The following is a 26,498-nucleotide window of genomic DNA, read 5'->3' on the forward strand; positions in this document are numbered from 1 at the left end:
CGTGCGGACCCGGGTGCAGGCCGTACTGCTGCTGTTCGGCATCCTCGCGACGGCGGCCTTCGCCGTCCCGCTGCTGCTGTTCACCGCCTCGGACCGCACCCAGCAACTGGTCCTCGCCCGCAGCTCCGACCTCGACCGCTTCGCCTCCCTGATGGACCAGGCGGCCAGAACCGGCGACACCTCCCAGGTCGTCGCCGAGGCGCGCCGCTACACGCAGCTCTACGGCGAACCGCTCGTCGTGACCGACCTGCGGCGCACCCCCGTCGTGCAGACCGGCGGCATGCGGGCGGCCCAGCCCGCCGTGGCCCGGCTGATCGACGCCGCCCTGCGCAACCAGAGCGCCCGGCCCGCGGCGGCGCTGCGCCCCTGGTCCCGGGAGCACCGGATGTTCGCCGCCCCGGCCGGCACCGGCACCCAGGTCACCGGGGCCGTCGTGCTGCGCGCCTCGGTGACGACGGCCGCGGCGGACGTCACCAGACGCTGGGCCGCCGTCCTCGCCGGGACGGCGCTGGTCGCCCTGGCCTGCACCGCCCTCGCCCGCGCCGCGACCCGCTGGGTGGTGAGCCCGCTGCGCCGCCTGGACCGGGCCGTCGGGCGGCTCGCCGCGGGCCTGCCGCCCGACCGGACCCGTGCCTCCGGCCCGCCGGAACTGCGCCAGCTGGCCACCGGGTTCAACCGCATGGCGCGCACCGTGATGGCGGCCCTGGAGCAGCAGGGCCGGCTCGTCGCCGACACCTCCCACCAGATGCGCAACCCGATGGCCGCGCTGCGGCTGCGCGTGGACGCGCTGCGCACCCATCTGCCCGCCTCCGCCGAGCGCGCCTACACCGGGGTCACCACCGAACTCGACCGCCTGGAAACCCTCCTGGACGACATGCTCGCCCTCGCCACCGCGGAGCACCGGGCCGGTGAACTGACCGTGACCGACGAGGCGGACGCGCGCTGCGACGCCGCCGAGGTCGCCCGGACCCAGGACCGCCTCTGGCAGCCGGTCGCCGAGCGCGCCGGCCTCCGCCTCACCACCGCGGCCGACGCCCCCGTCCCGGCGGTCTGCACGGAGCGTGAACTCGCCCAGATCACGGACATCCTGCTGGACAACGCCATCAAATACGCCGGAGAGGGCGCCGGAATCACCCTGTCCTGCGCCGCCGACGGCCCCTGGGCGGTCCTCACGGTGACGGACACCGGGCCGGGCCTCACGCCCGAGGAGCTGAACCGGGCCACGGAGCGTTTCTGGCGCTCGTCCCGGCAGAACGGGACGAGCGGCACCGGCCTGGGGCTGGCGATCGCGCAGCAGCTGCTGGCCGGCCGGGGAGGCCGACTGGAGCTGGGGCACGCACGGCCGCGGGGGCTGCGGGTGGCGGCGTACGTCCCGCGGGGCACGGGCGACGGGGGTGCGCGATGACGTTCCGTCCCGGGCACGGGTCCGGGACCCGGACCGAGGCAGGTGCGCGATGACCGGCCCCGTGGTCGACCGCCGTACCGCCGTGCGGGCCGCCGTGGGGCTCGCGGCCGCCGCGGCCCTCGGCGGCGCCCTCGACGGCGACGCCTCGCGGCGGGGCGTCGGGCCCAGCGGGGTCCTGCGTCTGGCGACCGGTGAGCCCACGGCGTTCTACGCCGCCTTCGGCCGCCTCCTCGCCACCGAGATCGAAGCCGCGTACCCGGGCCTGAGCTGCCGTATCCGCACCACCGCGGGCAGCGTCACCAACCTGGAGCTGCTGCGCGACGGCCACGTCGACCTCGCGCTCGTCCTCACCGACACCGCGCGGGAGGCCCAGGGCACCACCCTCTTCCCGCGGCCGGTGCCGCTGCGGGCGATCGGCCGGCTGTACGAGACGTACCTGCAGTTCGCCGTCCGCGCGGACTCGACCGTGCGCACGGTCTCCGGGCTGGCCGGACACACCGTCTCCCTGGGCGCCGTCGGCTCGGGCGCGGCCCTGCTCGGCGAGCGGCTGCTGCGCGCCGCGGGCCTGACGCCCGGGACCGACGTCCCGGTACGCCATCTCCGGCTGGCCGCCGCGGCCGACGCCGTCCGGGCGGGAACCGTCGAAGGGCTGCTGGTGGCCGGTGGCGTCCCCCTGCCCACCCTCACCGACCTGGACGAGGATCCGGGTCTGCGGTTCCTGCCGCTCACCGATCTGCTGCCCCGGCGCGGGGGCGGAGACGGGCCGGCCGCCTCGGGCCTGGAGGAGGTGACCTTCCCGGACAGCGCGTATCGCGCGGCCGCCGGCGTCGCCACCGTGGGAGTCTCCAACCTGCTGGTGTGCCGGCCCGATCTGGACAGCGGCGTGGCCGAGGCGATCACCCGCCTGCTGGTCCAGCGCGCCGGGGAACTCGTGCCCGGCAGCGCGGTCGGCGCCCAGTTCCTCGACGTCCGCAGCCTGATCGGCACGGGGAGCATCGCCCTGCACCCGGGGGCGGTCGCGGCCTATCGGGAGCTGCACGGCTGACCGGCGGGGCCGGCGGCGGCACGGAGCGCCCGGACAGCACCCGGACGTGTTGCGCGAGTCCCGGCTGCCCGGCGGGCGGACGGCGCTACGTTCGGGACACGTTCCGGCCGAGCGACGCGACCCCGTCGATCAGCAGATCCCGGTCCGACCGGGCCGCCAGCACCTCGAACCCCATCTCGGCGAGCTGCCGTGCCCGCGCGGGACTGCCCGCGTACACGCCGGGGATGACGTCGTTCGCCCGGCACGCGGAGACGATCGACCGGAGCTCTCCGCCGTCGCCGGCGAGCAGGTCGTCCAGTGCCGTGCCGAGGGACAGGGCGAGGTCGTAGGGGCCGACGAAGACCATGTCGACTCCGGGCGTCGCGGCGATCTCCCCGACGTGGTCGAGGCCGAGACGGGTCTCGACCATGACACCGCAGACGACCTGGCGGTCGGCCTCCTCGGCGCCGACCTCCGGGCGGCCCCAGTACGGGGCGAACGGCCCCCAACTGCGGCTGCCGGCCGGGGGGTAGCGCACGGCGGCCGCCGCGCGGGCCGCGTCCTGCGCGCTCTCGACCATGGGGACGACGACCCCGCGCGCCCCGGCGTCCAGCGCCCGGCCGATCTCGCCCGCGTCGAGCGAGCGCACCCGCACCAGCACGTCGACCCCGGTGACGGCATGCAGGGTGTCGCGCACCGACTGGTCGTCGTGGAAGCCGTGCTGGGCGTCGAGACCGATCCAGCCGGGACGGCCGTGGCTGACGGCCTCCGCCGTGGCGGCGCCCAGAAGTGACCACACTCCGGTGGCCGAGGCCGGGGTCCACGTCGTCGTTCGGGTCACGCTGGTGTCTCCTCGTGTGCCGGTTGCTCGTCCAGGATGTGCTGCGCGCCGCTCAACCCGGCTCCGGTGAAACGGAGATGGCGTCGGCGGTGCGGCGCCGGTGGGCGGCGAAGAGCGAGCGGGCGGTGTCGGTGTCGCGGGTGCGCAGCGCGGCGGCGAGCTCCCGGTGCTCGTGCGGGATGCGGCCGAGGTGATCCTCGCCGCCGTGGCTGATCCGGGACAGCAGGACCAGGTGCACCTGGCAGCGGATGCCGTCCCAGGCGTCGGTCAGGCGCCGGTGCCCGGAGGCGGCGAACACCGCGTCGTGGAAGGCGATGTCGCGGCGCACCGTCTCGTGCGCGTCGCCGGACCGTTCCGTCAGGCCGGCCGTCTTCGCGAGGGAGGCGAGGTCCTCCTCCGAGGCGCGCGCGATCACCTCGCGGACCGCCAGGTCCTCCAACGCGCCGCGCAGGCCGGCCAGTTCGGCCACGTCGTCGGCGGACAGCGAGGTCACCGTGGTGCCGCGGTGCCAGGCGCAGTGGACCAGCCCCTCCCGCTCCAGCAGCCGAAGGGCCTCGCGCACCGGGCCGCGGCTGACGTCCATGTCGCCGGACAGCTCCACCTCGCGCAACTGCGCGCCGGGCTCGTACGTGCCGTCGAAGATGGCCTCGCGGATGCGGTCGGCGACCTCGTCGGCCAGCCCCCGGCGCCGGGCGGGCGTGACGCGACCCGGTTCGCCCATCGCCTTCACCCCCTCAATGTCGGAATGTTAACATTCCCCCTCCAGGCCCCGTGTGCCGCGGCGATGCGGTCCGCCCGCCCGTGGCCCGGACGGGCGGACCGCACCCGCTCAGGTCAGGCGCACCCCGCCGGAGTGGCCCGGGAGGCGTCGGAGATCAGCGCCCGCTGGGCCGCTCTGAGCCGCTTGACGTCCGGCTTGACCACCCTGCGGTCGTACGTCATCAGGCCGTTGAGCTCGCCCTCGACGTCCGAGATCTGGGTGTAGACCGCGCCGTTGCCGCCCTCGCAGGCCAGCGCGTGGACCTCGGCGAGCTTGGCCAGGTAGTCGTCCGTGTAGGTCGAGGGATCGACGTCCACGTACGACTGCTGCACCGACCAGGCGTGTCCGGGCACCGCGAGCCCCAGACCGCCGTACTCGCCGCTGACCAGGGCGCGTTCCCCGTCCGGATGCGGTGGCAGGGCGGGGCTGGGGTAGCCGTGCTCGTCCATGATGTCGCCGGTGCCGCCGTCGGCCCCGAGGTTCAGCCCGGACATGGAGTTCACCAGCCGGGTCGGGTCCCAGGACTTGGCCTGGTCGGCGATGCGGGCCATGTCGTACTGGCCCCAGCCTTCGTTGAAGGTGACCCACATGACGACCGACGGGCTGCTGATGTGCTCGTCGATCATCTGCTTCATCTCGCGCTCGTACTCGGCGCGGGCCGCGGTGGACGGGTTCACGCCGGCCGTCGTCGCCGGCATGTCCTGCCACACCATCAGGCCCAGCCGGTCCGCCCAGTAGAACCACCGGTCCGGCTCGACCTTGATGTGCTTGCGCACCGAGTTGAAGCCCATCTTCTTGTGCATCCTCAGGTCGTACGCGAGCGCCGCGTCGGTCGGGGCCGTGTAGAGGCCGTCCGGCCAGAAGCCCTGGTCGAGCGTGGCCATCATGAAGATCGGCTTGCCGTTCAGGACGGTGCGCGGAACGCCGTCGATCTTCTCGACCTCGATGGAGCGCATGCCGAAGTAGCTGCCGACGTGGTCGGCCCCGACGGTGACCTTGAGGTCGTAGAGGAAGGGGTCGTCCGGCGACCACAGGTGCGGCCTGCGCAGGTGCAGGGTCAGGGGCCCGCCGCTGCGGCCGGTGACCGTGGCCACCTTGCGCCTGCCGTCGTAGGCCGTCGCGGTGACCGGCAACCCGGCGCGCACGCCCTGCGGTTCGACGGTGAGCGTGCCGGCGTCCACGTCCGGGGTGAGCTTGAGCTGGTCGACGTGGTCGGAGGCGACCGGCTCCATCCACACCGTCTGCCAGATGCCCGAGGTCGGCGTGTACCAGATGCCGCTGGGGTCCAGGCGCTGCTTGCCGACCGGCGGGTTCTCGCCGCTCGCCGCGTCCGTCGGGTCGTAGACGCCGACGATCAGCTCCTGGGTGCGCCCGGGCTTGAGCGCGTCGGTGATGTCGGCGCTGAACTTGTCGTAGCCGCCCTTGTGTTCGGCGACCTTGGTGCCGTTGACGTACACCTCGGACTGCCAGTCCACCGCGCCGAAGTTCAGCTGGAGCCGCTTGCCGGAGCCGACCTTCCAGCCGCGCGGCACGGTGAAGGTACGCCGGTACCACATGCGGTCCTCGTGCCGTTCGATCCCCGACAGCTGGGACTCGACCGGGTAGGGGACGAGGATCTTCTCGCCGAGGTCCTTGCCCACCGGCGGTTGTTCTCCCGCCTCGGCCGCGGCGAACTGCCAGGAGCCGTTGAGGTTCCGCCAGGACGCGCGGGTCAGCTGCGGTCTCGGGTACTCGGGGTGGGCGTTGCGCGGGGAGACGTCGTCGGCCCACCGGGTGCGCAGCTCGTAGGTGGACCGGTTGGCACCGCTGCTCCAGAAGCTGCTGACAACGTTGCCGTCCGTGCCGGTCAGACCGCCCTTGCCGTCGTAGCGGACGTCGGCGAGGCCGGGCGCGGTGCCGGTCTTGTTGCCGACCACGGGTTCCTTGAGCGCGACGAGCAGGGTCCGGGGGTCGGCGGGATCGAGCTTCGCGCCGCCCAGCGGCCAGGTGGCGCCGCCGATCACGGCGTCGAAATGGCCGCTCAGACCGGCCGGTGGCGCGCTCAGCGGCTGAGCGAAGTCGAGCTTGAGGGTGCGGCCGCTCGTGAGGACGGTGGTGGAGACGGCGCCGTCGTAGGCCCAGCCGTCGGGCAGCCGGAAGGCCGACTGCGGTACGGCGGTCTTGGTGCCGCCGGGCGGGGTCCAGCGCAGGTGGAGGTTGGAGCCGCCGTAGTGCTCGAAGTACTCGACCTTGATGTCGTAGGCCTTGCCCGCGGTCAGGTCGACCGGCGCACCGGTCTGTTCACGGTCCCAGTCGTCGACCCAGTGGTCGATCACCGTCTTCCCGTCGACCCACAGCCGGAAGCCGTTGTCGCCGGTGATCGAGAAGGTGGTGGGCCCGGTCTTCTCCGGGACGATCTTGCCGGTCCAGCGGACGCTCACGTCGTCCGACTGGCCGGTGGCGAAGTCCAGGCGCGGCTCCAGGGTGTCGAAGTCGAGGTTCGGGTCGAATCCGGTGGACTTGAGCTGGTCGAAATCGAAGGCGCCCGGGGCGGACTGGGTGTAGTACTCGCCCTTCAGGCCGTGGACCTCCACGGGGTCGTCGGCCGCGGTCGCGGCGGGGGCCGCGGCGAGGCCCGCGGCCCCCAGTGCCGCGGCGAGCAGCAGGGCGAGGCGTTGACGGACGGGTCTGTGGACGGGGCTGATGCGCACGAATCCTCCTTGGCTGAGGAAGGGTGGCGGCTCGTTGCTTCAGTCTGTACAACGTTGGAAGGAACGGCAGTTGGCATGAGAGCACGGCTCCCGGCCGCTGTCCAGGGGGCATGACAAAGCCTCGTGGACGAGGCACCCATCGACGCTGAGGAGATCCCTTGCGGGTCAGCCTGAAGGACGTGGCGGAACGCGCGGGCGTTTCGATCAAGACCGTGTCCAACGTTGTGAACAACTATCCGCACGTCACGCCGGGGATGCGGTCCCGGGTGCAGGCGGCGATCGACGAGCTCGGCTACCGGCCGAACCTGACCGCGCGTCACCTGCGCAAGGGCCGTACGGGGATCATCGCGCTGGCCGTGCCCGAACTCGGCAACCCCTACTTCGCCGAGCTGGCCGGCGCCGTGATCGACGCGGCCGCCGAGCACGAGTTCACCGTCCTGCTCGACCACACGCGCGGCGACCGCGAGCAGGAGATCCTGGTCAGCCAGGGCTTCCGCGGCCGGGTGATTGACGGCCTGATCCTCAGTCCGCTGGCCCTGGAGGCCGAGGATCTGCGGGGCCGCGCCGACGACGTCCCGCTGGTGCTGCTCGGCGAGCGGGAGTACGACCTGCCCTTCGACCACATCGCGATCGACAACGTGGCCGCGGCGCGCTGCGCGGTACGCCATCTGCTCGGCCGCGGCCGCACCCGGATCGCCTACCTCGGCGCGCGCACCGACTCCGTGAACCGGCCCGCCCATCTGCGACTGGACGGCTGGCGTGCGGAGTTGGCGGAGGCCGGGGTGCCCGCGCCGGACAGTCTGGTGGTGCCGGTCGGCGGCTGGGACCGGGACGACGGGGCGCGGGCGATGGCCGAGCTGCTGGACGCCGGGGTGCGCCCGGACGCCGTCTTCGCCTTCAACGACCTGATCGCGATCGGGGCGATGCGGGTGCTGCACGAGCGGGGTCTTCGGGTGCCCTGGGACGTGGCGGTGGTGGGGTTCGACGACATCGCGGAGGGGCGGTTCGGCGCCGTCACCCTGACGACGGTCTCGCCGGACAAGCAGGCGATCGCGAAGATGGCCGTCGGCTCGCTGCTGCGCAGCCTGTCGGGCCGCGAGGAGCCTGGTGGGCGCGAACTGACCGCGCATTTCACGCTGGTTGAGCGGGAGAGCACGCTCGGCCGACGGTGACGAGATTTCGGACGGAAGCCTTTACACGCCCCTTCCAACGATGTAAAAACCTCCCCTGAACGACGTGCACGCCGAGTTGACCGCAAGAGCCAGCCTCCCCGAGAGCGCTCTCACCTCCCGGGGCCCGCGCCGTTTGGGGACAGCCATGAAGCCCACCGCACTTGTCCGTCGCACCTCCGCACGAACCCTCCTCGCCGCCGGCCTCGTGACGAGCCTCGCGCTCGCGACCGGATGCACCAAGTCCGAGGACGACTCGGGCAGGAAGACCCCCGCCTCGAAGCAGGACGACGCCGGCCAGGTGGTCGCCTCGCCCGGCACCGGGTCGGGACCCACCTGCACCATCGACGCCTACGGCGGCCAGAAGCTCGACCTCAAGGGCGCCACCGTCGGCTTCTCCCAGTCCGAGAAGGAGGCCAACCCCTTCCGGATCGCGGAGACCGCCTCCATCAAGGCCGAGGCCGAGAAGCGGGGCGTGAAGCTGCTCACCGCCAACGCCCAGTCGCAGTTCTCCAAGCAGATCAGCGATGTGCAGGACCTCATCGCCAAGGGTGCGAACCTGCTGGTCATCGCGCCGCTCAACTCCGACGGCTGGGAACCGGTGCTGCGCACCGCGGCCGCCAAGCACATCCCCATCGTGACCATCGACCGCAAGATCAACGCCACCGCCTGCAAGGACTACGTGAGCTTCATCGGCTCCGACTTCGTGGAGCAGGGCAAGCGGGCCGCCGACTCGATGATCGAGGCGACCGGCGGCAAGGGCGAGATCGCCATCCTGCTCGGCGCGGCCGGCAACAACGTGACGACCGAGCGCACCAAGGGCTTCGAGGACCGCATCAAGGAGAAGGCCCCCGGCCTGAAGATCGTGTTCAGACAGACCGGCGAATTCGCCCGTGAGAAGGGCCAGTCGGTCACCGAGAACCTCATCCAGTCCAAGCCCGGCATCACCGGCATCTACGCCGAGAACGACGAGATGGGCCTCGGCGCCGTCAACGCCCTCAAGGGCGCGGGCAAGAAGCCCGGCGACGTCAAGATCGTGACCATCGACGGCACCCGCAACGCCGTGCAGGGCATCGTCGACGGCTGGATCTACGGCGTGATCGAGTCCAACCCGCGCTTCGGGCCGCTCGCCTTCCAGACCCTCGACACCTTCACCAAGGGCGACGAGGTGGGCCAGGACATCGTTATCAAGGACAGCGCCTACGCCAGGAGCAACGCCCGGTCGGACCTCGACAAGGCCTACTGACGTGCTCTCGGTCACCCATCTGTCCAAGACCTTTCCCGGGGTGCGCGCACTGTCCGACGTGGACTTCACCGCGCGCGCCGGGGAGGTGCACGCACTCGTCGGTGAGAACGGCGCGGGCAAGTCGACCCTCATCAAGCTGCTCACCGGCGTCTACCGGCCCGACGCCGGCGAGGTGACGTACGACGGCGAACCGGTCCGCTTCACCACCCCCCTGCAGGCCCAGCAGGCGGGCATCTCCACCATCTACCAGGAGGTCAACCTCGTCCCGCTGATGAGCGTGGCCCGCAACCTGTTCCTGGGCCGCGAACCCCTCGGCCGGTTCGGCCTGATCGACTTCCGGCGCATGCACCGCGAGGCCGACGAGGCCCTGCGCGGCCTCGGCCTCCGGGTCGACGTGCGCCGGCCGCTGCGCGAACTCGGCGTCGGAGCCCAGCAGATGGTCGCCCTCGCCCGTGCCGTCGCCGTCGACGCCCGCGTCGTCATCATGGACGAGCCGACCTCCTCCCTCGAACCCCGCGAGGTCCAGACCCTGTTCGGGGTGATCCGCATGCTGCGCGAGCGCGGCGTCGCGGTCGTCTACGTCAGTCACCGCATGGACGAGCTCTACGAGATCTGCGACACGGTCACCGTGCTGCGCGACGGCCGCCTGGTGCACACCGGGCCACTGGCCGGCCTCGACCGGCTCAAGCTGGTGGCCATGATGCTCGGCCGGGAGATCGGCGAGGTGCGCGCGGAGGGCCTGACCAAGTTCTCCGGCTCCCACGAAACCACCGCCGAACCGGTGCTGCACGCCACCGATTTGACGGTAGGTCACCGGCTGCGCGAGGTGTCCCTGTCGATCCGCCCCGGCGAGGTCGTGGGCCTGGGCGGGCTGCTGGGCTCCGGCCGCAGCGAGACCGCGAAGGCCATCGCCGGGGCGCTGCCCACCGACACCGGCCGGGTCGTCGTCGCCGGCGTCCCGGTACGGGCGGGCTCGACCGCGGCCGCCATCCGCGCCGGCATCAGCCTGCTGCCCGAGGACCGCAAGGCCGAGGGCATCGTCCCCGGACTCTCGGTGCGCGAGAACATCGCGCTCGCCGCGCTGCCCGGACTCTCCCGCTTCGGCCTCGTCGACGACTCCCGCATCGACGGGATCGTGGAGACGTTCATGAAGCGCCTGCGCATCAAGGCCGCCGGACCGCACCAGAAGGTCGGCGAACTCTCCGGCGGCAACCAGCAGAAGGTGCTGCTGGCCCGCTGGCTCGCCCTGCACCCCAAGGTGCTGCTGCTGGACGAGCCCACCCGCGGCATCGACGTCGGCGCCAAGGCGGAGGTGCAGGCACTCGTCGACGAACTCGCCGACGACGGCCTCGCCGTGCTGCTGATCTCCTCCGACACCGAGGAGCTGATCGAGGGCAGCGACCGCGTGGTGGTCCTCAAGGACGGCGTCGTCGTCCGCGAACTCACCGGCGACGCCGTCACCGAGGACGCGCTGATGCGTGCCATCGCGGCCGTACCCGCTGGAGGCAAGGATGGCTGAACTCACCCTCACACGCGGATCGTTGGACCGCGACCGGCTGCTGCGCCTGCTCCAGGACTACGGTGTCTACGCCGGCGTACTGGTGCTGCTGCTGTTCAACTTCGCCCTCACCCCGCACTTCGTCTCCGCGGCCAACTTCCGCACCCAGGCCGTCCAGGTGGCCCCGGTCCTCATCGTCGCCCTCGGCATGGCACTGGCGATCGGCACCGAGGGTGTCGACCTGTCGGTGGGCTCGGTGATGGCCCTGTCCACCTCCCTGCTCTCGCTCTACCTCGGCTACGGCGCCTGGATCGCCGCCCTCGTCGCGGTGATCGGTGGCATCGCCGTCGGGGTCGCGGGCGGCGCGCTCATCGCCTTCGTCGGCGTCCAGCCCATCGTCGCCACCCTCGCCCTGATGGTCGCCGGACGCGGACTCGCCCTCGTCCTGCTGCCCCAGCTCAAGGACGTGCGCGATCCCGGGCTCGCCTCACTCGGCTCCGGCGACGTCCTCGGCGTGCCCTACCTGGTCCTCATCGCCGCGGCACTCGCCCTGCTGGTCGCCTTCGTGGTGCGCCGCACCACCTTCGGCCGCCAGGTGCTGGCCATCGGCGACAGCCGCCCGGCCGCCCGCCTCGCCGGCCTCCCGGTCCGCCGGGTCCTGGTCCTCGTCTACGTCTGCTCCGGTGCCCTCGCCGCGATCGCCGGCGTCCTCGCCACCGCCCGCCTCAGCGCGAGCGACCCCACCTCCCTCGGCACCCTGATGGAGCTGTCCGCGATCACCGCCGTGGTCGTCGGCGGCACCCCGCTCAGCGGCGGACGGGTGCGCATCGGCGGCACCGTCGCGGGCGCCGTCCTCATCCAGCTGCTCACCACCACGCTCATCAAGCACGATCTGCCGCCGTCGTGGACCCAGATCGCCCAGGCCGTGGTGATCGTCCTCGCCGTCTACGCGGCCCGGGAACGAGGCAGGAGATGACCACGCACACCGAAGAGGCCGGCATGCCGGCGGACACCGTGAGCGCCGCGGACGACGATCCCGCGCGCCCGAACCGCTCCGAGCGGCTGAGCGCGCTCGCCCAGCAGCACGGCGCGCTGGTCACCCTCGTGATCGCCATGGCCGTGGCGTCGCTGAGCTTCGACACGTTCCTCACCGGCGACAACCTCGAGAACATGGCGCTGTCCTCTGCGTTCCTCGCGGTGGTCGCCCTCGGCATGACCTTCGTGATCATCACCGGCGGCATCGACCTCTCGGTCGGCTCCCTGTTCGCCCTGGGCGGCGTGCTCGCCGCGTGGGGCTCGCAGTACGGCACCGTGGTGGCACTGCTGCTGCCGCTGGCCGTCTGCGGACTGATCGGCCTGGTCAACGGGCTGCTCATCGCACGCGTCCGGCTGGCGCCGTTCATCGTCACCCTGGCGGCGATGCTGGGCGCCCGGGGCATCCTGCTGGCCATCACCGACGAGGGCTCGACGACGTATCTCGTCGACAAGGACTCGTTCTTCGCCACCCTCGGACAGGGTTCTCTGCTCGGCGTCGGTGTGCCCGTGTGGATCACCGTGGCGCTGTTCGTGCTCGGGGCCGTGGTGCTGCGCCGCACCAGATTCGGGCAGTACGTGTACGCCGTCGGCGGCAACGAGGACGCGGGAGCCCTGATGGGCGCGCCCGTGGCCCGTACGAAGATCTCCGTCTACACGCTGTCGGGCCTGTGCGCCGGGTTCGCCGGCGCCCTCAACGCGGCCTGGCTGGTGTCCGGCGTGACCATCCTCGGCTCCGGCATGGAGCTGGAGGCGATCTCGGCCGTGGTCATCGGCGGCACCCTGCTCAGCGGCGGCTTCGGCTTCATCAGCGGCTCGCTGGTGGGCGTGATGCTGCTGAAGGTCATCCAGAACGTGATCAACCAGATCGGCTCGCTCGACTCCGCGTACCAGCAGGTCGTCAGCGGTGCCTTTCTGGCCGTGGTGGTCGTCGCCCAGACATGGCTGGGCCGGAGGCGGAGAGTGCTGTGAAACCCTTCTCGTCAACATCCCGCCGCATGGCGGCTGTCGTCGCGTCCGCCGCGGTGGCGGGGCTGTGCCTGGGCAGCCCGGGCACCGCCACGGCGGGCACCGCGCACCACGGGCACCGCACCGCGACGGTGACGGTGCGGGACGCCCGCTTCGAGGTCCTGTCACCGACGCTGATCAGAACCGAGTACGCCGGGGACGGCCGCTTCGAGGACCGGCCCACCTTCAACGCGATCGGCCGGGACGCCTTCACCCCGCCCCCCTACACCTCGTCCGTCGACGACGGCGTCCTGACCGTCACCACCAGCGCCATGACCCTGCGCTACCGGGTCGGCTCCGGCCCCTTCGACGCCGGCAACCTCACCACGTCCCTCACGGCGGGCCGGGCACCCGTGCTCGCGGCGCCCTGGCGGCACGACGTCTGCGCGGTCGGCGCCCTGTGCGAGGCCGAGGACCAGCAGTACGACGGTCCCGGCCTCGCCTCCGACCACGGCGGATTCACCGGCAAGGGCTTCCTCGCCGGCTTCGAGGTCGACAACAACTCCCTGTCCGCGGACGTGAACTCACCGGCGTCCGGCGGCTACGACCTCGCCGTCCGCTACGCCAACGCCGTCGGCGGCGACGGCCGTCACGAGGCCCGCACGCTCAGCCTCGGCGTGGACGGCGGCGCCGACAGGACGTTCACGCTGCCCGCGACGCCGGACTGGAACGCCTGGGGCGTGGCCCGCCTGCCGCTGACGCTCGCAGCCGGCCCCCACACGGTCCGGCTGCACCGCACCGCCGCCGACTCCGGCAACGTCAACATCGACAGCCTCGCCCTGCTGACCCCGGGAGCCACATACCCCTCCCGAGCGCGGAGCACGGTCAACGGCTGCCGCCTCGGCACCAGTTGTGAGGCCGAGGACGCCCTCCTGGCGGGCTCCGCGACCATCGCCACCGACCACAGGAACCACGCCGGCTACGGATTCGCCGCCGAACTGAACCAGGGCTCCCGCATCTCCGACCGCATCACGGGCGTACCCGAGGACGGCACGTACGTGCTGAACCTGCGCTACGCCAACGGGACGGGCAGCGACGGCCTGCACCAGCCCCGCACGATGGAGGTCGCCACGGGCGGCGGCGCCTCCCGCACCCTCACGCTCCCGGCCACCGACAACTGGGACACCTGGCAATCGGCCTCCGTCCCCGTCGAGTTGCGGGCGGGCACCGACGACCTCACACTGAGCTGCCCGGAGTCCACCAGCTGCCATGTCAACGTGGACACCCTGGCCCTGAGCCGGCAAGGCGAGACGGCCCCCGCACCCCACCTCGCCCTCGGCGGCTACCGGCGCAGCCTGGACGGCCTCAACGGCGACGACGATCCCACCCCGTGGACCACCCCCGGCCTCCTGCACCGCGACGGCTGGTACCTCCTCGACGACACCCCGTCCGCGCTCCACGACGCCGCCGCGAAGAAGGCCACGGCGCGCCCCGCCCACGCCGGCCGCCCCTACCAGGACGGTTATCTCTTCGGCTTCGGACACGACTACCGGCAGGGCCTGTCGGACCTCGCGAAGCTGACCGGGCCGTCCCGGCTGCTGCCCCGCTGGGCCTACGGCGTCTGGTACTCCGAATACATCGACCGCACCGCGAGCGACTACGAGAACACCATCCTGCCCGCGTTCCGTGCCGCGGACGTACCCCTGGACGTGCTGGTCACGGACACCGACTTCAAGTCGCCCAACACATGGAGCGGTTGGAACTTCGACCCGGACAAGTTCCCCGATCCCAAGGGCTTCTTCGACTGGTCCACCGCTCAGGGTCTGCACAACACCCTGAACGTGCACCCGAGCATCCTCGGCTCCGACCCGCAGTTCGCGAAGGCCTGGAGCACGGCCAAGGGCAAGCTGCGCAAGGGCGGTTGCGCCGGAAGCGCGGGCTCGGACTGCTACACCTTCGACTTCGGCGATCCGGACCAGCTCAAGGCCTATCTCGACCTGCACCGTCCGATGGACCGGGCGGGCAACGACTTCTGGTGGCTGGACTGGTGCTGCGACGCCTCCCGCTCCTCGCGGCCGGGCGTCACCCCGGACGCGTGGATCAACCAGCAGTACGCCGACCTCACCTCCGAGACCGGTGAGCGCGGCTTCGTCCTGTCCCGCGCCTACGGCTCCCTCCAGGCCGGCGGCTACAGCGGCGGCGTCGGCCTGCCCACCGGCCCCTGGGCGGACAAGCGCAGCACCCTCCACTTCTCCGGCGACACGACCTCGAACTGGGGCACCCTGCGCGCCGAGATCGGCTACACCCCCGGAGAGTCCGCCGCCACCGGCCTCACCAACATCAGCCATGACATCGGCGGCCACAACGACGGATACGGCATCCCCGGGGCGGAGACGTACACGTCCAACGGCCAGACCCGCCGCACCACCAAGCTGCCCGACGACCTGTACGCCCGCTGGGTGCAGTTCGGCACCTTCCAGCCGGTCGACCGCCTGCACAGCAACCACAGCGACCGCCTGCCGTGGCAGTACGGTCCCGGCGCGCGGAAGTCCGCCGAGAAGTTCCTGCGCCTGCGCGAGGCGCTCGTGCCGTACACGTACACCCTGGCGGAGCGGGCCGGCGCCACCGGAACGCCGATCGTCCGCCCGCTGTACCTGCAGTACCCGGAGGAGGAGACCGCCTACACCAAGGCCGGCAGCGAGTACCTCTACGGCCCCGACATGCTGGTCGCCCCGGTCACCGAGCCCGGTGCCCGCGCCACCACTTCGGTGTGGTTCCCGCCCGGCCGGTGGACGGACTACTTCACCGGACGCCGCTACGACGCCCCCGCGGGCGGCGCCACGTACGCCATCACCACCACCCTGGACACCATGCCGGTCTTCGTCCGGGCGGGCGGCATCGTCACGACGCGGTCGGACGAGGTGCCGAACGACGCGCGGAGCCCGCTCGACAAGGTGACCGTGACGGTCGCTCCGGGTGCCTCCGGCGCCTTCTGCCTCTACGAGGACGACGGCACGAGTTCCTCCGGGCGTACCGCCACCACACGCCTCCGCTACGTGGAACACGAGGGCGCGCACCTGCTGAGGATCGGGCCCGCGAAGGGAAGCTTCCGGGGCCGGGCGAGCCACCGCACCTGGACGGTCTCCTTCCTCGGCGTGGAACATGCGCCGCAGCAGGTGACGACGGGCGGCCGGAAGGCGGCCGCGTCGGCGTGGCACTGGAACGCCGACACCCACGTCCTGCGGATCACGACGCCCTCGCACAGCATCCGCGGCGCGGTGACCGTCGGGTACCGGTAACAGGCCGGTGCACCGGCGAGGGGCCCGCGCAGGGGCGAACGCGCGGGCCCTTCGGCTACGTTGAGGAGATGGCCGACATCCTGCCACCGGGCGGCACCCTGCTGGACGAGGCTGAACTGCCCGGCCGCTGGGCGCGGGCCTGGCGCCCGGAACAGGTCGCGGAGCGGTTGGCCGGGGTCCGTGCACCGTGGTGCGTGGCGGCGGGCTGGGCGCTGGATCTGTTCCGCGGGGCGCAGACCCGGCCACACGACGACCTGGAGATCGCCGTGCCCGCGGCGGGTTTCGCGGAGGTACGGGACCGCTTCCCGGAGTACGCCTGGGACGCGGTCGGCTCGGGGTGGATCTGGGCTCAGGCGGGGCCCGACGTCCTGGCGGCCACGCACCAGACCTGGCTGCGCGATCCGGCGACCGGCCGCTTCCTGTTGGACGTGTTCCGCGAACCGCACGACGGCGACACGTGGATCTGCCGGCGGGACGAGAACCTGCGCCTGCCGTACAAGGCGATCGTCGAGCGGACCCGGGACGAAGTCCCTTATCTGGCACCGGAGGTGGTGCTCCTGTTCAAGGCGAAGGCGCCGCGGCCCAAGGACGAGGCGGACTTCGCGGGGGTGCTGCCGCTGCTGGACCGGCGGCGGCGCGAGCGGCTCGGCGGGTGGCTGGAGCGGCTGCATCCCGGGCATCGGTGGTCGGCGAGGCTGCCGGTGCGGCCGGCGCGCGCGGACCGTACGCGGGGTGGCCGGGGCCGGACGGTGCCTTCGGACCTCACCCGCTGAGCTCGGCCGCGGTCAGGTCTGCGAGTCGTCGTGCCGTGCCGAAGTGGGGGGTGAGGCGGTTCTTGGTCAGGGCGAAGGAGACGCCGGTGGCGGTGTCGGCGTACACGTAACTGCCGCCGCCACCGATCCAGCCGAACGTGGTCGGCGCTTCGTCCGGCGCCGTGCCGATGCGGCCGAGCGGATAGCCCAGGCCCAGTCGTGCGGGGGTGCCGAAGACCTGGTCGGTGCCCTCGAACGCCACCGCCGTCACCTCCCGGAGCTGATCGGCCCCGGTGAGCCGGCCGTCGAGGAGCGCGGCATGCATCGCCGCGACGCCCCGTGCCGTGAAGGTGCCGACCGAGGGGATGTCGGCCTGCAGGATCCCGTGATCATTGCCCATCGCGGCGGTCGGCCGCAGTTCCCAGGGCTGAAGCAGGGCATCGCCGTCAGGAGGGGAGTCCGGAGGCGGTGCGGCGTCCTCGAGCCGGGCCAGCCGGTGCAGTTCGGGCCGGGGCACACCGAAGTACAGGCTGCCGGGCAGGCCCAGCGGCGCGGCGACCCACTCGTGCAGGAGCTGCCGCATCGGCTTGCCCGTCGCCCGGCGTGCGAGCTCGCCGACGAGGAAGCCGAAGGTGAACGAGTGGTAGCCCGTCGCGGTCCCCGGTCGCCACCGCGGTTCTGCGTCCGCGAGCGCGGAGCAGACCCGCGACCAGTCGGTGAGGCCGGCGGGGCCGATGCCACGCGGCATGCCCGGCACGCCGGCCGAGTGGGTGAGCACGTGCCGGAGCGTCGCGTTCGCCTTGCCGTGCGCCCCGAACTCGGGCCACAGGTCGACCACGGGCGTGTCGTAGGCGACGGCACCGGTCCCGACGAGCAGATGCGCGATCAACGACGTCATCGTCTTGCCGGCGGAGAAGCTGAAGAACGGGGTCCGAGGGGTGACCCCGCGCCCCGTGCGGCTGTCGGCGACTCCGGCGACGGCGTCCGCGACGAGAGCACCCCGGTGGAAGACGGCGACCTGCAAGCCGGTCTCGGCTCCGCCGCCGACGAGCTCGTCGAGGACGCCTTGGACCTTGCGCTGCAATGAGGACATCGTCGTCACCGGTCCGGCCAGGTGTAGCGGGTCTGGCTGGAGGCCGGCAGCTTGGCGAAGGAGAATCCGACCGTCGGCGCGACCCGGTACAGCCGGACGTCGCCGGCGACGACGGCCTCGCCCAGCCGGTACCAGACGCCCCCGGGGCTGGTCAGGTGCGGGCCGTACTTCCGCTCGAAGTCCGCGACGGCCTGTTCACGTCCGGCGCGCCCGCCCACCACGGACGCGACGCCCTCGATGACGACGTCCATGCCCGTCAGCGTGTTCGTGCCGGTCGTCAGCACGCACCGGGGATCGTGCTCAAGATTGCGTGCCTTGCGCTCCTCGCCGCCGGTGGTGAAGCACAGGCCGTCCAGGCTCCAGGCAGCCAGCAAGGGCGTCACGTGCGGTCGCCCGTCCGGCCGCACGGTGGACAGCCAGAACACCTCGGCCTCACCGAGGACGGCCAGGGCGGACGCCCACGGCGTCGCTCGCGCGCCCGGCGACGAGAAGGGCCCCAGCACGACATCCGGTTCACCGTCCGACATGGCATCTCCTTCGACACAGGGGTGACCTGAGAGCGCGGCGAAACTCATCGGTCCTCGCAGATCCTCCGCGTCCGGAGGTGCCACGGCGCGGTCAGTGTTCCAGGCGCACCGGCATCAGCAGTGAGAACGACTCCTCGTCGTCGGGCCGGCGGATCGCGACGGGTGCCGTCGGGACGCCGAATTCGAGGATCAGCCGGTCCCGGTCCCCGGCGGCCAGGGCGTCCAGCAGGAACGCGCGGTTGAGGGCCACCTGGTCCGCGTCGTCGTCGCCGTCGTCGCAGACGACCACGGCGCCGTCGTCGGACACCTTCAGCACGGTGAGGTCGCAGGACGCCCCGTCCTGATCGCGCACGTCGCCCTCGCGGACGGGACCGTCCTCGACCGCCTTGCGGAAAACCGCGGTGTCGACGAAGGCGCGGCGCCCGGCCGGCAGCTGGACGAGGCGACGGTAGTCGGGGAAGTCGTGTTCGAGCCGCCGGCCCGCGGTCTGCCCGTCCTCCGTCTCCAGCGTGACCCGGTCGCCGTCCACGGAGAGCCGTGCGGAGTCCTCGCCGCCGAGCAACGCCCGCATCGCGTCGGCGAGCGGGGCAGGCACGATGACCCGCACGGCGGGTCCGTCGTGGCCGCCGGCACCGGCGTACGCGACCGCCATCCGGTACCGGTCGGTGGCCACGACGCGAAGCGCCTGGTCGTCGGCGTCGAACAGGACGCCACCGAGCATCGGCAGCTCCGGATCGGCACTGACCGCGAAGCGCACCGCGTCCAGTGCGGCCGCCAACTCCGGGGCCGAGGCGGTCAGTCGAGCGGTGGTGGTGGGTCGGGGAGCCAAGGGATTCTCCTTACGCGCGAGTTGTTCCTGAAGCGTGGAGAACTCGGCGCGCGCATCGGACAGGTCGCGTTCGAGGCGGCGCAGGTGCGCCTGCAGCAGCTCACGCACCAGATCGTCGTCCGCTCCGGACCAGCCGGCCAGGACGAGCCGGACGTCCGCCAGCGACATGCCGGCCCGGCGCAACCGGGCCAGCAGCCGCGCCTCCGCGAGCTGGGTCCGGCCGTACCAGCGATAACCGCTCACCGGGTCCACCCGGGCCGGCACCAGCACACCGGTACGGTCGTAGAACCTGAGGGCGCTCACGCCCAGCCCGCTGTCCCGGCTCATCTCACCAATGCTGCGCATCTCGCTCTCCACACCGGGAACTCTGGGCCCTGCACCAGGTCGAGGGTCAAGCGCCCCCCTTCTGCGCTTCCTCAGGCCCTCAGGCGCTCAGGTCTCCACGTCTCGCCTCGGTGCGGGGCGGTGTCCCGTACGCCCTCACCGGCCGAGCCGTCCCTGCGCGTGGGCCGTCCGGGCGGGCGGCGTGCCGTCGGGCCGGACGGCGGCGCCGTACGGCGTGGGACGGGCGGGGTCGTTCTTGCCCCCGGGCCCGTGAGCGGCCTGGCCGGGGGCGCCGGCGCCACGGTGTCCCGCTGATCCCTGCCGCGTCAGGGCCGCCCCGCCGGAGGCGTCCGCGGTCGCGAGGGCGGGGTCCGTGGGGGAGCCGGCCGACGGGGTGGCGGTGCGGGCGGATCCGGGAGGGGAGCCGGGGCCGCGTCCGCTTTCGGGGGCCGCCGTACCGGCGGGCGGGTGGGCGGCGGAGGACGTGGCGTCCGCGTGGTCGTCGTGGTGCTCACCGGTGCCCGCGGCGACGGTGAAGGCCGTGCCCAGGGCCACGGAGAGGGCTGCCAGGGCGGTGCCGAGGGCCAGCCGGCGACGGGGCCGGGGGCGGTCCGGAACACGGGGTGCGGTGACGGCCGTCGTCCGGTTGCGTGCGTCCTCGGTCCCGCCCTCCGGCTCCAGGTTCAGCGAGCCGAGGAGCATCGCGCAGTACTCTGCGTCCGGGCGCGCCTCCGGGGCCCGGGCGGTCATGGCGTGCAGCAGGTCCGCCAGGTCGGGGGCGAGCCAGGCGGGGAACGTGGGCGGGCGGTGGAGCCGGGCTATGGCGGCCTCCAACGGGGTTCCCTGGTACTCCAGTTCCCCTTTCAGGCACTCCAGCAGGACCAGACCGAGCGCGTAGACGTCCGTGGGCGGTCCGACATGCCGGCCCTCGACCTGCTCCGGCGCCAGATAGGCGGCGGTGCCGGTGAGGGCGTCCGGTTCCGTGCGGCGCGTGGCGTTCGTCAGGCGTGCGATGCCGAAGTCGGCCAGGTGGGGGTTGCCGGCCGTGTCGAGCAGGACGTTCGACGGTTTGACGTCACGGTGCACGATGCCGGCCCGGTGGACGTGGGCGAGCGCTCGCGCGAGGGCGGTGCCCAGCTCGGCCGCACGCTGTTCGGTCAGCGAGCCGCGCGTCAGCAGGCCGCGCAGGGTCGGGCCGTCGATCAGCCGCATGACCAGGTAGCCGCGGTCGTCGTGGCACCCGGAGTCGTAGACGCCGACCAGTCCGGGGTGTTCCAGGCGGGCGAGGAGGACGGCCTCCGCGGCGAGACGGTCCTCGGTCGCCGGGCCGGAGCCGGGCCGGAAGACCTTGACGGCCACGGGCCGGCACAGGCGCGTGTCGATGGCTTCGTAGACGTCCGCCATGCCGCCCGAGCCGATCCTGACGCCCAACCGGTAGCGCCCGGAGAGGACTTGGGCGGACTGCGCATCCCCTGTCTCCGGCGCGGGAGCCGGGAGGGCTGCTGATCGGCGGACGTTCATCTGCTCTCCGTTGCTGTCACCGCGTACCGGACTCCGTGGGGCGTGCTGTTCGGCGGGTACCCCGGCCCGTATGGGATATCCGGGGGAAGCCGGCGGCGTCGGCACAGACCGTGGCGTGTGCGACCCGTCCCCCGGGAACCCGTGCCCCGAGCCGGGTGAATCCGGGGCTTCGCCGGGGAGGCGGGCAGGAATGGCGGCACGCCGCAACGGGGTACACGAGGACGAGATCGCGGCGTCCGGCCTGATCGAGTGGCTCGGCGGCGGCCCGCACGTGGGGGAGCCCTGAGACACCCTCCCCGCGGCAGGCCGCGAACGCCCCACGCTCATGCGTCCTTTGCGCCCCCGCCGCCGAGCGCGGCGACCTCGCGGACGGCGGTCACGACGGCCGGGGCGTCCTTCTTCAGCAGTGCGCCGTGATTGCTGGCGACCTTCGCGCTCACCTTGATGTGCGGGTTGCGGGCGGTCACCGCGTCGAGGCTGGTGCGAATCCGTTCCTGCTCGTCACCGCGGCTGCCCAGGGACGTCCCCGAGGCCACCACGTACCGCACCGGGACGGTGATGCCGTCCAGAACGGGAGCCAGTTCGCTCTCGCGGGAGAGCCTGCCGAGCTCGATGTTGCAGTCCGCCATCTCGCCGGCGGTCATCCGCGGCGTCAGGCCCGTCGGGCGCAGCAGCGGCATGAACCCGCCCCACTGCCGGAACTGCTTCCGGATGCGCCGTTCCATGGCCTCGTCCAGCCAGTCGTAGGGGAAGGCGCCGTCGACCAGGACCGCTCCCACGGCGCGCCGCGGGTTCCGGGCGGTCCAGTGCGCTCCGACGAACGCGCCGTACGACCAGCCCACCACCAGTGCCCGGTCGACGCCCCGGGCCGCGAGAACGGCGTCGACGTCGCGGACGGCCGCCTCGAACGAGTAGTCCGCCGAGCGCCCCGACCTCCTGCCGCGGGCCCGTTCGTCGTAGGTGATGTGCCGCCATCCCGTGCCCAGTCCGGCGATCACGCGTCGCCAGTAACCCTGCGTGGCGAACTGGCCGTTGAGGTAGATCACGGGAGTGCCGTGGCCGCCGGTGTCGGTGACCGCGAGGGCCGTGTCGTCGACCGGCACCATGCCGGTCCACCGCGGGCCGGTCGAGGAAGAGCTGGGGCGCGTCATGTCGTCTCCTGGGTCGCGTCGGGTGTTCCGTACGGCGGGTTCTGCGGGTCCGTTCCCGGGGAGCGGAGCCCGGGGCGGTCCGTCCGGGCCGCCCCGTTGCGCTCGGTTCAGAGGCTGCGGGCGGTGATGTCGCCCCGGGAGGTCGTGGCGCGGATGTCGAGTCCGGTGGTGCCGTCGTTCTTCAGGGAGTTGCCGACGCGGCCGTAGGCGGTGTCGGCGTCCAGGGTGGCCGAGACACCGGCGGCGGCGCCGACCGAGATGTCCCCGGACCGGGTCCGCAGGACGACCGTGCCGCGCACGGCCTCGGCGATCCGGATGTCGCCCCGCGCGGTGCTGATGTCCGCGGAGCCGCCCAGCCGGCCGATCTCCACGTCGCCGTCGGTCGCGGTGAGGTGGACGCTCGCGGCCTCGTCGATCTTGATCTGGTGGTACGCGCCCTCGAAGGTGACGTCGCCCAGGCGGCCGACGCTGCGCAGCTCGGAGCTGGCGGTCCTGGCCTCGACGCGGGATCCGGCGGGCAGCTGGACGGTGATCTCCACGGATCCGGAAGTGCCCGAGAACCGGTGCTCGGGCCCGGCGCCGCCGATCCGCAGGACGCCGTCGGCGTAGACGACGGTGGTCTGCTCGACGGCCTGGACGTCGCGGTTCCTGGAGGGGCTGGCGGGCAGGACCTCGACCGTGGTGTCGGCGCGGTCCGCGGCGATGAACTGGATGCGCCCGGCGGGGATGTCCAGGACGGCGGTGATCGGGGCGAGGGTGTCGAACTTCTGCATCGTGCTCTCCTTCATCCGTTTCGCGGGCTCTTCGGCCCGTCGTTTCTGATGAGAGAAACGCTACGTTGCATTCATGGATATGGGAACAGAGATATTGCGCCGGCAGAGCATTTATGCAGCTCAAAGCCGCAAATTCATTGCAATCGCCTCGCGCCTAACGCAACAATCTCCCCGGCTTGCGTTGCAATGAGATGGGAGTGAACGCTATGCTCGGAGGCGGTCACGACGCGCGAAGGAGCCCTGGATGCCGGGAGGCAGACTCACCCAGCCCGAACGTCAGCAGATCGCGCTGGGACTGGCCGACGGCCTCGCCTACGCGGAGATCGCCCGGCGCCTGGACCGTCCGACCTCGACCGTCACGCGCGAGGTCATGCGCAACGGCGGCCCCACCGCCTACCGCGCCGACCTCGCCCACCGTGCCACCGAGCGCCGGGCCCGCCGCCGCAGGCGGGCCGCGCCGGGACACGTGCAGGCGCCCCCGCAGACGCACGGGCGCGACGCCGGGGCCGTGCGGGAGTACGAGGAGACGCTCACCACCGTGCTCATGGGCTCGGGCGCGCCCAGGATGATGGCCCGGGTGCTGGCCAGTCTCTACACCACCGACGCCGGCAGCCTCACCGCGGCCGACCTCGTGCGGCGCCTCCAGGTGAGTCCGGCGTCCATCTCCAAGGCGATCGCCTTCCTGGAGGGCCAGGGGCTGGTGCGCCGGGAGCGCGACGAACGGCGCCGCGAGCGCTACGTCGTCGACGACGACGTCTGGTACCAGTCCATGATGGCCAGCGCCCGCGGCACCGCCCAGCTCGGCGAGACCGCGCGGCAGGGCGTCGGCGTCCTCGGCCGCGGCACCCCGGCCGCGACCCGTCTGGAGAACATCGCCCGCTTCGTCGACTTCGTCTCCGAGAGCATCGCCCGCGCCGCCGACCAGGCCCGTGAGGTCCTCCATACCCGGCCCGAGGCGCCCTCGGACGGCGCCGCCGAGCCCGGCCCGGACCGCTGACGGACCCTGCCCGGGGCCCGTCCCCGCCTCAGCCGATCGGCACCGGCATGGGCTGCACGGCGTAGTCGAGGCGGATGGTGTCCCCGCTGACGGGATCGCCCAGTTCCACGGTCCAGCCGTCGGCGAACTGGTCGACGCCGGGTGCCATGGGGATCGTGCCCGAGATCAGCACGGTGCCCGGGGTGAGGGCGCCGCGGGAGCGCAGGACGTCGACCCAGTAGGCGGGGGCGAGGAGTTCGGCGAGGGTGCCGTGCTGGATCTCGGTCCGCGTGTCGCCGTGGGTGACCCAGGCGCACAGGGTGAGGTCGTCGAGGCGGGACTCCACGTCGGCCAGGCGCCAGGCGCGGCGGGCGAGGACGTCGGGTCCCGCGTTCTTGCTCCAGGCCACGCCGTGCACCTCCAGGTCGCGGTCGGTGTGGTCGCAGGCGGCCGTCAGCAGCAGCTCCCCGCCGTCCGCGACGACCAGCGCCCACTCGGCCTCGCCCGAGGTGCGCCCGTGCTGGGCCTGGACCCGGTCGGTCTGCTGGGCGAGGTAGGGGGAGACGGGGTAGAGGGCCGGCGTCACCGACGGGCCGGGCACCCCCAGCTCGGCCAGTTCCGCGACGTGCGCGGCGACGTCCTGCCGGCTGCGCCCGGCGTACCCGGCGTTGAGGACCTGGACGACGTCGACCTCGCGGATCGATCCGTCGGGCAGTTCGAAGGTCAGCACGGCCATGAGGGCACTCCCAGGAATCGGTGGCGGGACCGCGGGCGGTCCGGACTTCTCCACGGTCGACTTCTCGCGCAGGGCTTGCGCATACGACCTGTATACAAGAAGTATGCCGGAAGGTCGATGTCGGTCGACCGCCCCGAGCAAGGACGAGCGAGGACAGGAACCAGGATGGGAACCATGCCCGACACCCCGCAGGACGGCGCGCAGGCGCCCGGAAGGCACTCCGGCGTCCGCCGGGCCTTCGTGGCGAGTCTGACCGGAACCGCACTGGAGTGGTACGACTTCGCCGTCCACTCCGCCGGGGCCGCCGTGGACGAGGACGCCGCCCTCGCCGCACCGAAGACGCCGGCCACGGCCGACGCCGCCCGTTCCCACTGACCGCGAACGCCCGAAGAAGGAGGAACCGCGTCATGCGGATCGCCCTGAGCCAGCTCACCACCGGACCGGCCCCCGACAAGAACCTCCGGCTCCTGGAGGACTGGACGCGCCGCACGGCGGACGCGGGAGCCCGCGTCGTCGTCTTCCCGGAGGCGTCGATGGCCTGCTTCGGCACGCCGCTCGCCCCGCTCGCCGAGCCCCTGGACGGACCGTGGGCCGACGGCGTGCGGGAGATCGCGCAGGCCACCGGCACGGTCGTCGTGGCCGGCATGTTCACCCCGGCACCCGGCGGCCGGGTCACCAACACCCTGCTGGCCACCGGACCCGGCGTCGAGGCGTCGTACGACAAGATCCACCTCTACGACGCCTTCGGCTTCCGCGAGTCCGACACCGTCGCGGCGGGATCGGCCCCGACGGTGATCGACGTGGACGGCGTGCGGCTGGGCCTCGCCACCTGCTACGACGTCCGCTTCCCCGAGCTGTTCCGGGCCCAGGCCGACGCCGGGGCCGTCGGTACGCTGCTGGCCGCGTCCTGGGGCGCCGGGCCCGGCAAGCTCGAACAGTGGGAGCTGCTGGTGCGGGCCCGTGCGCTGGACGCCACGGTGTGGCTCGCCGCCGTCGACCAGGCCGACCCCGGCGGTGAGCCGGGCTCCGCGCCGACGGGCATCGGGCACAGCCGCGTCGCCGGACCCGACGGCACCGTCCGGCACGCCCTGGGCGCCGGGCCCGACCTGCTCGTGGCCGACCTGGACCTCGACGAGGTCGCCGCCGTCCGGCAGAAGACGTCCGTCCTGGCCAACCGGCGTCCGGAGGTGTGGCGATGAGCAAGCCCGAGCGGGAGTTCCACCTCCCCGACGGCCCGTGGAGCACTCCGGCGGGCGCCGGCCCCGGCGTCGAGGAGCGTGTCCTGGCCGACGACCCCGAGCGCGGCTGCCGTACCGCGCTCGTCCGCTGGGCTCCCGGCACCGACACGTCGGCCGGCGGCGTGGCACGCCACGACTTCTGGGAGGAGGTCTACCTCGTCGAGGGCAGCCTGCACGACCTGACCCTGGACCGCACCTTCACCACGGGCATGTACGCCTGCCGCCCACCGGGCATGCCCCACGGCCCCTGGAGCTCCGGAGAGGGCGTCACCATGCTGGTGATCACCTACCCGTGAGCGATCACCGGTGCCGGCCTCCGCGCCGGTAGGACGGGGGACGGCCTTCGGCGGCCCGGGGTGCGGGGGCGCTGCCCCCGGGGCGCCGGCTGGGCGCGGGACGGGCTCCGGCGGCCCCGGGCGCGCGGCTGCGGTCCCGGGTGCAGAGCCAGACCACGAGGTGGACGGTCGCGGCGGTCGGCAGGAGGACGAAGGCGATCCACGAGAAGCGCATCCGGACGTCGTCCCAGGAGGTCGCCGTGTCCCAGCCGTGCGGCAGGCCCATGAGATACAGCGAGACCAGGCAGGTGAGAGCAACCGACGTCAGCCCGCCGACGGCCAGCCAGAACGCGAGCCCCGCCCACCAGCTGCTCAAGATCTTCCGCACGCC

24 protein-coding genes are annotated in these 26,498 nt (G+C 72.7%); 13 read left to right on the forward strand and 11 right to left on the reverse strand.

Going from position 1 to position 26,498, the window contains the following annotated elements:
* Window position 1: 1 nt before the first annotated feature.
* Window positions 2-1,405, forward strand: coding sequence for an ATP-binding protein (locus tag ACIRPX_RS09755; protein WP_404190788.1), 1,404 nt, complete (start codon window positions 2-4; stop codon window positions 1,403-1,405).
* A 49-nt stretch (window positions 1,406-1,454) separates the two neighbouring features.
* Entirely contained in the window at window positions 1,455-2,450 is a 996-nt protein-coding gene (locus ACIRPX_RS09760) for a TAXI family TRAP transporter solute-binding subunit (protein ID WP_404190791.1), read from the forward strand.
* 85 nt (window positions 2,451-2,535) lie between these two features.
* Here the strand turns inward: ACIRPX_RS09760 and ACIRPX_RS09765 are convergent, their stop codons facing one another.
* The 3 genes from ACIRPX_RS09765 to ACIRPX_RS09775 form a co-directional block, all read right to left on the reverse strand.
* Window positions 2,536-3,270: an HpcH/HpaI aldolase/citrate lyase family protein gene (locus ACIRPX_RS09765; RefSeq protein ID WP_404190794.1), complete on the reverse strand. Its 735-nt coding sequence runs from the start codon at window positions 3,268-3,270 to the stop codon at window positions 2,536-2,538.
* Window positions 3,271-3,322: 52 nt separating this feature from the next.
* Window positions 3,323-3,991 carry a GntR family transcriptional regulator gene (locus tag ACIRPX_RS09770; RefSeq protein ID WP_404190797.1) on the reverse strand — a complete coding sequence of 223 codons (669 nt, stop codon included), beginning with the start codon at window positions 3,989-3,991 and terminating at the stop codon, window positions 3,323-3,325.
* Window positions 3,992-4,104: 113 nt separating this feature from the next.
* Complete coding sequence (locus tag ACIRPX_RS09775; protein ID WP_404191213.1) at window positions 4,105-6,714, reverse strand: PA14 domain-containing protein; 2,610 nt, start codon at window positions 6,712-6,714, stop codon at window positions 4,105-4,107.
* A gap of 164 nt (window positions 6,715-6,878) precedes the next feature.
* Between ACIRPX_RS09775 and ACIRPX_RS09780 the strand changes: the two genes are divergently transcribed.
* The 7 genes from ACIRPX_RS09780 to ACIRPX_RS09810 all read left to right on the forward strand — a co-directional run bounded on the left by ACIRPX_RS09780 (window position 6,879) and on the right by ACIRPX_RS09810 (window position 16,685).
* Entirely contained in the window at window positions 6,879-7,892 is a 1,014-nt protein-coding gene (locus ACIRPX_RS09780; RefSeq protein WP_404190800.1) for a LacI family DNA-binding transcriptional regulator, read from the forward strand.
* A gap of 145 nt (window positions 7,893-8,037) precedes the next feature.
* Window positions 8,038-9,135 (forward strand): ABC transporter substrate-binding protein, encoded by a 1,098-nt coding sequence (locus tag ACIRPX_RS09785; RefSeq protein WP_404190803.1) that lies wholly within the window; start codon window positions 8,038-8,040, stop codon window positions 9,133-9,135.
* Window position 9,136: 1 nt separating this feature from the next.
* Window positions 9,137-10,654 carry a sugar ABC transporter ATP-binding protein gene (locus ACIRPX_RS09790; RefSeq protein WP_404190806.1) on the forward strand — a complete coding sequence of 506 codons (1,518 nt, stop codon included), beginning with the start codon at window positions 9,137-9,139 and terminating at the stop codon, window positions 10,652-10,654.
* Window positions 10,647-11,609 carry an ABC transporter permease gene (locus tag ACIRPX_RS09795; protein ID WP_404190809.1) on the forward strand — a complete coding sequence of 321 codons (963 nt, stop codon included), beginning with the start codon at window positions 10,647-10,649 and terminating at the stop codon, window positions 11,607-11,609. The genes ACIRPX_RS09790 and ACIRPX_RS09795 overlap by 8 nt, the downstream gene beginning before the upstream one ends.
* Window positions 11,610-11,632: 23 nt before the next feature.
* Window positions 11,633-12,637, forward strand: coding sequence for an ABC transporter permease (locus ACIRPX_RS09800; RefSeq protein ID WP_404191216.1), 1,005 nt, complete (start codon window positions 11,633-11,635; stop codon window positions 12,635-12,637).
* A gap of 26 nt (window positions 12,638-12,663) precedes the next feature.
* Window positions 12,664-15,912, forward strand: a complete 3,249-nt coding sequence (locus ACIRPX_RS09805; RefSeq protein WP_404190811.1) for a TIM-barrel domain-containing protein — start codon at window positions 12,664-12,666, stop codon at window positions 15,910-15,912.
* A 68-nt stretch (window positions 15,913-15,980) separates the two neighbouring features.
* Window positions 15,981-16,685 carry a nucleotidyltransferase domain-containing protein gene (locus ACIRPX_RS09810; protein WP_404190814.1) on the forward strand — a complete coding sequence of 235 codons (705 nt, stop codon included), beginning with the start codon at window positions 15,981-15,983 and terminating at the stop codon, window positions 16,683-16,685.
* Here ACIRPX_RS09810 and ACIRPX_RS09815 read toward each other — a convergent pair.
* The 6 genes from ACIRPX_RS09815 to ACIRPX_RS09840 form a co-directional block, all read right to left on the reverse strand.
* The gene (locus ACIRPX_RS09815) at window positions 16,675-17,757 is read right to left on the reverse strand and encodes a serine hydrolase domain-containing protein (RefSeq protein WP_404190817.1); all 1,083 of its coding nucleotides are present in this window, start codon (window positions 17,755-17,757) and stop codon (window positions 16,675-16,677) included. The two genes, ACIRPX_RS09810 and ACIRPX_RS09815, sit on opposite strands and share 11 nt — an antisense overlap.
* A 5-nt stretch (window positions 17,758-17,762) precedes the next feature.
* Window positions 17,763-18,284, reverse strand: a complete 522-nt coding sequence (locus ACIRPX_RS09820) for a pyridoxamine 5'-phosphate oxidase family protein (RefSeq protein ID WP_404190819.1) — start codon at window positions 18,282-18,284, stop codon at window positions 17,763-17,765.
* Between the two features lie 91 nt (window positions 18,285-18,375).
* A complete protein-coding gene (locus ACIRPX_RS09825; protein WP_404190822.1) occupies window positions 18,376-19,458 on the reverse strand; it encodes a MerR family transcriptional regulator in 1,083 nt (360 codons plus the stop codon).
* A gap of 135 nt (window positions 19,459-19,593) precedes the next feature.
* Window positions 19,594-20,958, reverse strand: a complete 1,365-nt coding sequence (locus tag ACIRPX_RS09830) for a protein kinase (protein ID WP_404190825.1) — start codon at window positions 20,956-20,958, stop codon at window positions 19,594-19,596.
* Between the two features lie 323 nt (window positions 20,959-21,281).
* Window positions 21,282-22,109 (reverse strand): alpha/beta fold hydrolase, encoded by an 828-nt coding sequence (locus ACIRPX_RS09835; protein WP_404190827.1) that lies wholly within the window; start codon window positions 22,107-22,109, stop codon window positions 21,282-21,284.
* 107 nt (window positions 22,110-22,216) lie between these two features.
* Window positions 22,217-22,882 (reverse strand): DUF4097 family beta strand repeat-containing protein, encoded by a 666-nt coding sequence (locus ACIRPX_RS09840; protein ID WP_404190830.1) that lies wholly within the window; start codon window positions 22,880-22,882, stop codon window positions 22,217-22,219.
* Between the two features lie 244 nt (window positions 22,883-23,126).
* Here ACIRPX_RS09840 and ACIRPX_RS09845 point away from each other — a divergent pair, with 244 nt between their 5' ends.
* Window positions 23,127-23,879, forward strand: a complete 753-nt coding sequence (locus ACIRPX_RS09845) for a helix-turn-helix domain-containing protein (protein WP_404190833.1) — start codon at window positions 23,127-23,129, stop codon at window positions 23,877-23,879.
* Window positions 23,880-23,907: 28 nt separating this feature from the next.
* Here the strand turns inward: ACIRPX_RS09845 and ACIRPX_RS09850 are convergent, their stop codons facing one another.
* Window positions 23,908-24,594, reverse strand: a complete 687-nt coding sequence (locus tag ACIRPX_RS09850) for a DUF2848 domain-containing protein (RefSeq protein WP_404190836.1) — start codon at window positions 24,592-24,594, stop codon at window positions 23,908-23,910.
* Between the two features lie 174 nt (window positions 24,595-24,768).
* On the opposite strand from ACIRPX_RS09850, the gene ACIRPX_RS09855 reads away from it, so the two are divergent.
* The 3 genes from ACIRPX_RS09855 to ACIRPX_RS09865 are packed head-to-tail and all read left to right on the forward strand — an operon-like array spanning window position 24,769 to window position 26,128.
* Window positions 24,769-24,969, forward strand: a complete 201-nt coding sequence (locus ACIRPX_RS09855) for a hypothetical protein (protein ID WP_404190839.1) — start codon at window positions 24,769-24,771, stop codon at window positions 24,967-24,969.
* Window positions 24,970-25,001: 32 nt separating this feature from the next.
* Complete coding sequence (locus ACIRPX_RS09860; RefSeq protein WP_404190842.1) at window positions 25,002-25,793, forward strand: carbon-nitrogen hydrolase family protein; 792 nt, start codon at window positions 25,002-25,004, stop codon at window positions 25,791-25,793.
* Window positions 25,790-26,128 carry a cupin domain-containing protein gene (locus ACIRPX_RS09865; RefSeq protein ID WP_404190844.1) on the forward strand — a complete coding sequence of 113 codons (339 nt, stop codon included), beginning with the start codon at window positions 25,790-25,792 and terminating at the stop codon, window positions 26,126-26,128. Before ACIRPX_RS09860 ends, ACIRPX_RS09865 begins: the two co-directional genes overlap by 4 nt.
* A 4-nt stretch (window positions 26,129-26,132) precedes the next feature.
* Here the strand turns inward: ACIRPX_RS09865 and ACIRPX_RS09870 are convergent, their stop codons facing one another.
* Window positions 26,133-26,495, reverse strand: a complete 363-nt coding sequence (locus ACIRPX_RS09870; protein WP_404190847.1) for a hypothetical protein — start codon at window positions 26,493-26,495, stop codon at window positions 26,133-26,135.
* Between the last annotated feature and the right edge of the window lie 3 nt (window positions 26,496-26,498).

Source organism: Streptomyces sp. NPDC101225 (assembly GCF_044767585.1).
GTDB lineage: Bacteria > Actinomycetota > Actinomycetes > Streptomycetales > Streptomycetaceae > Streptomyces.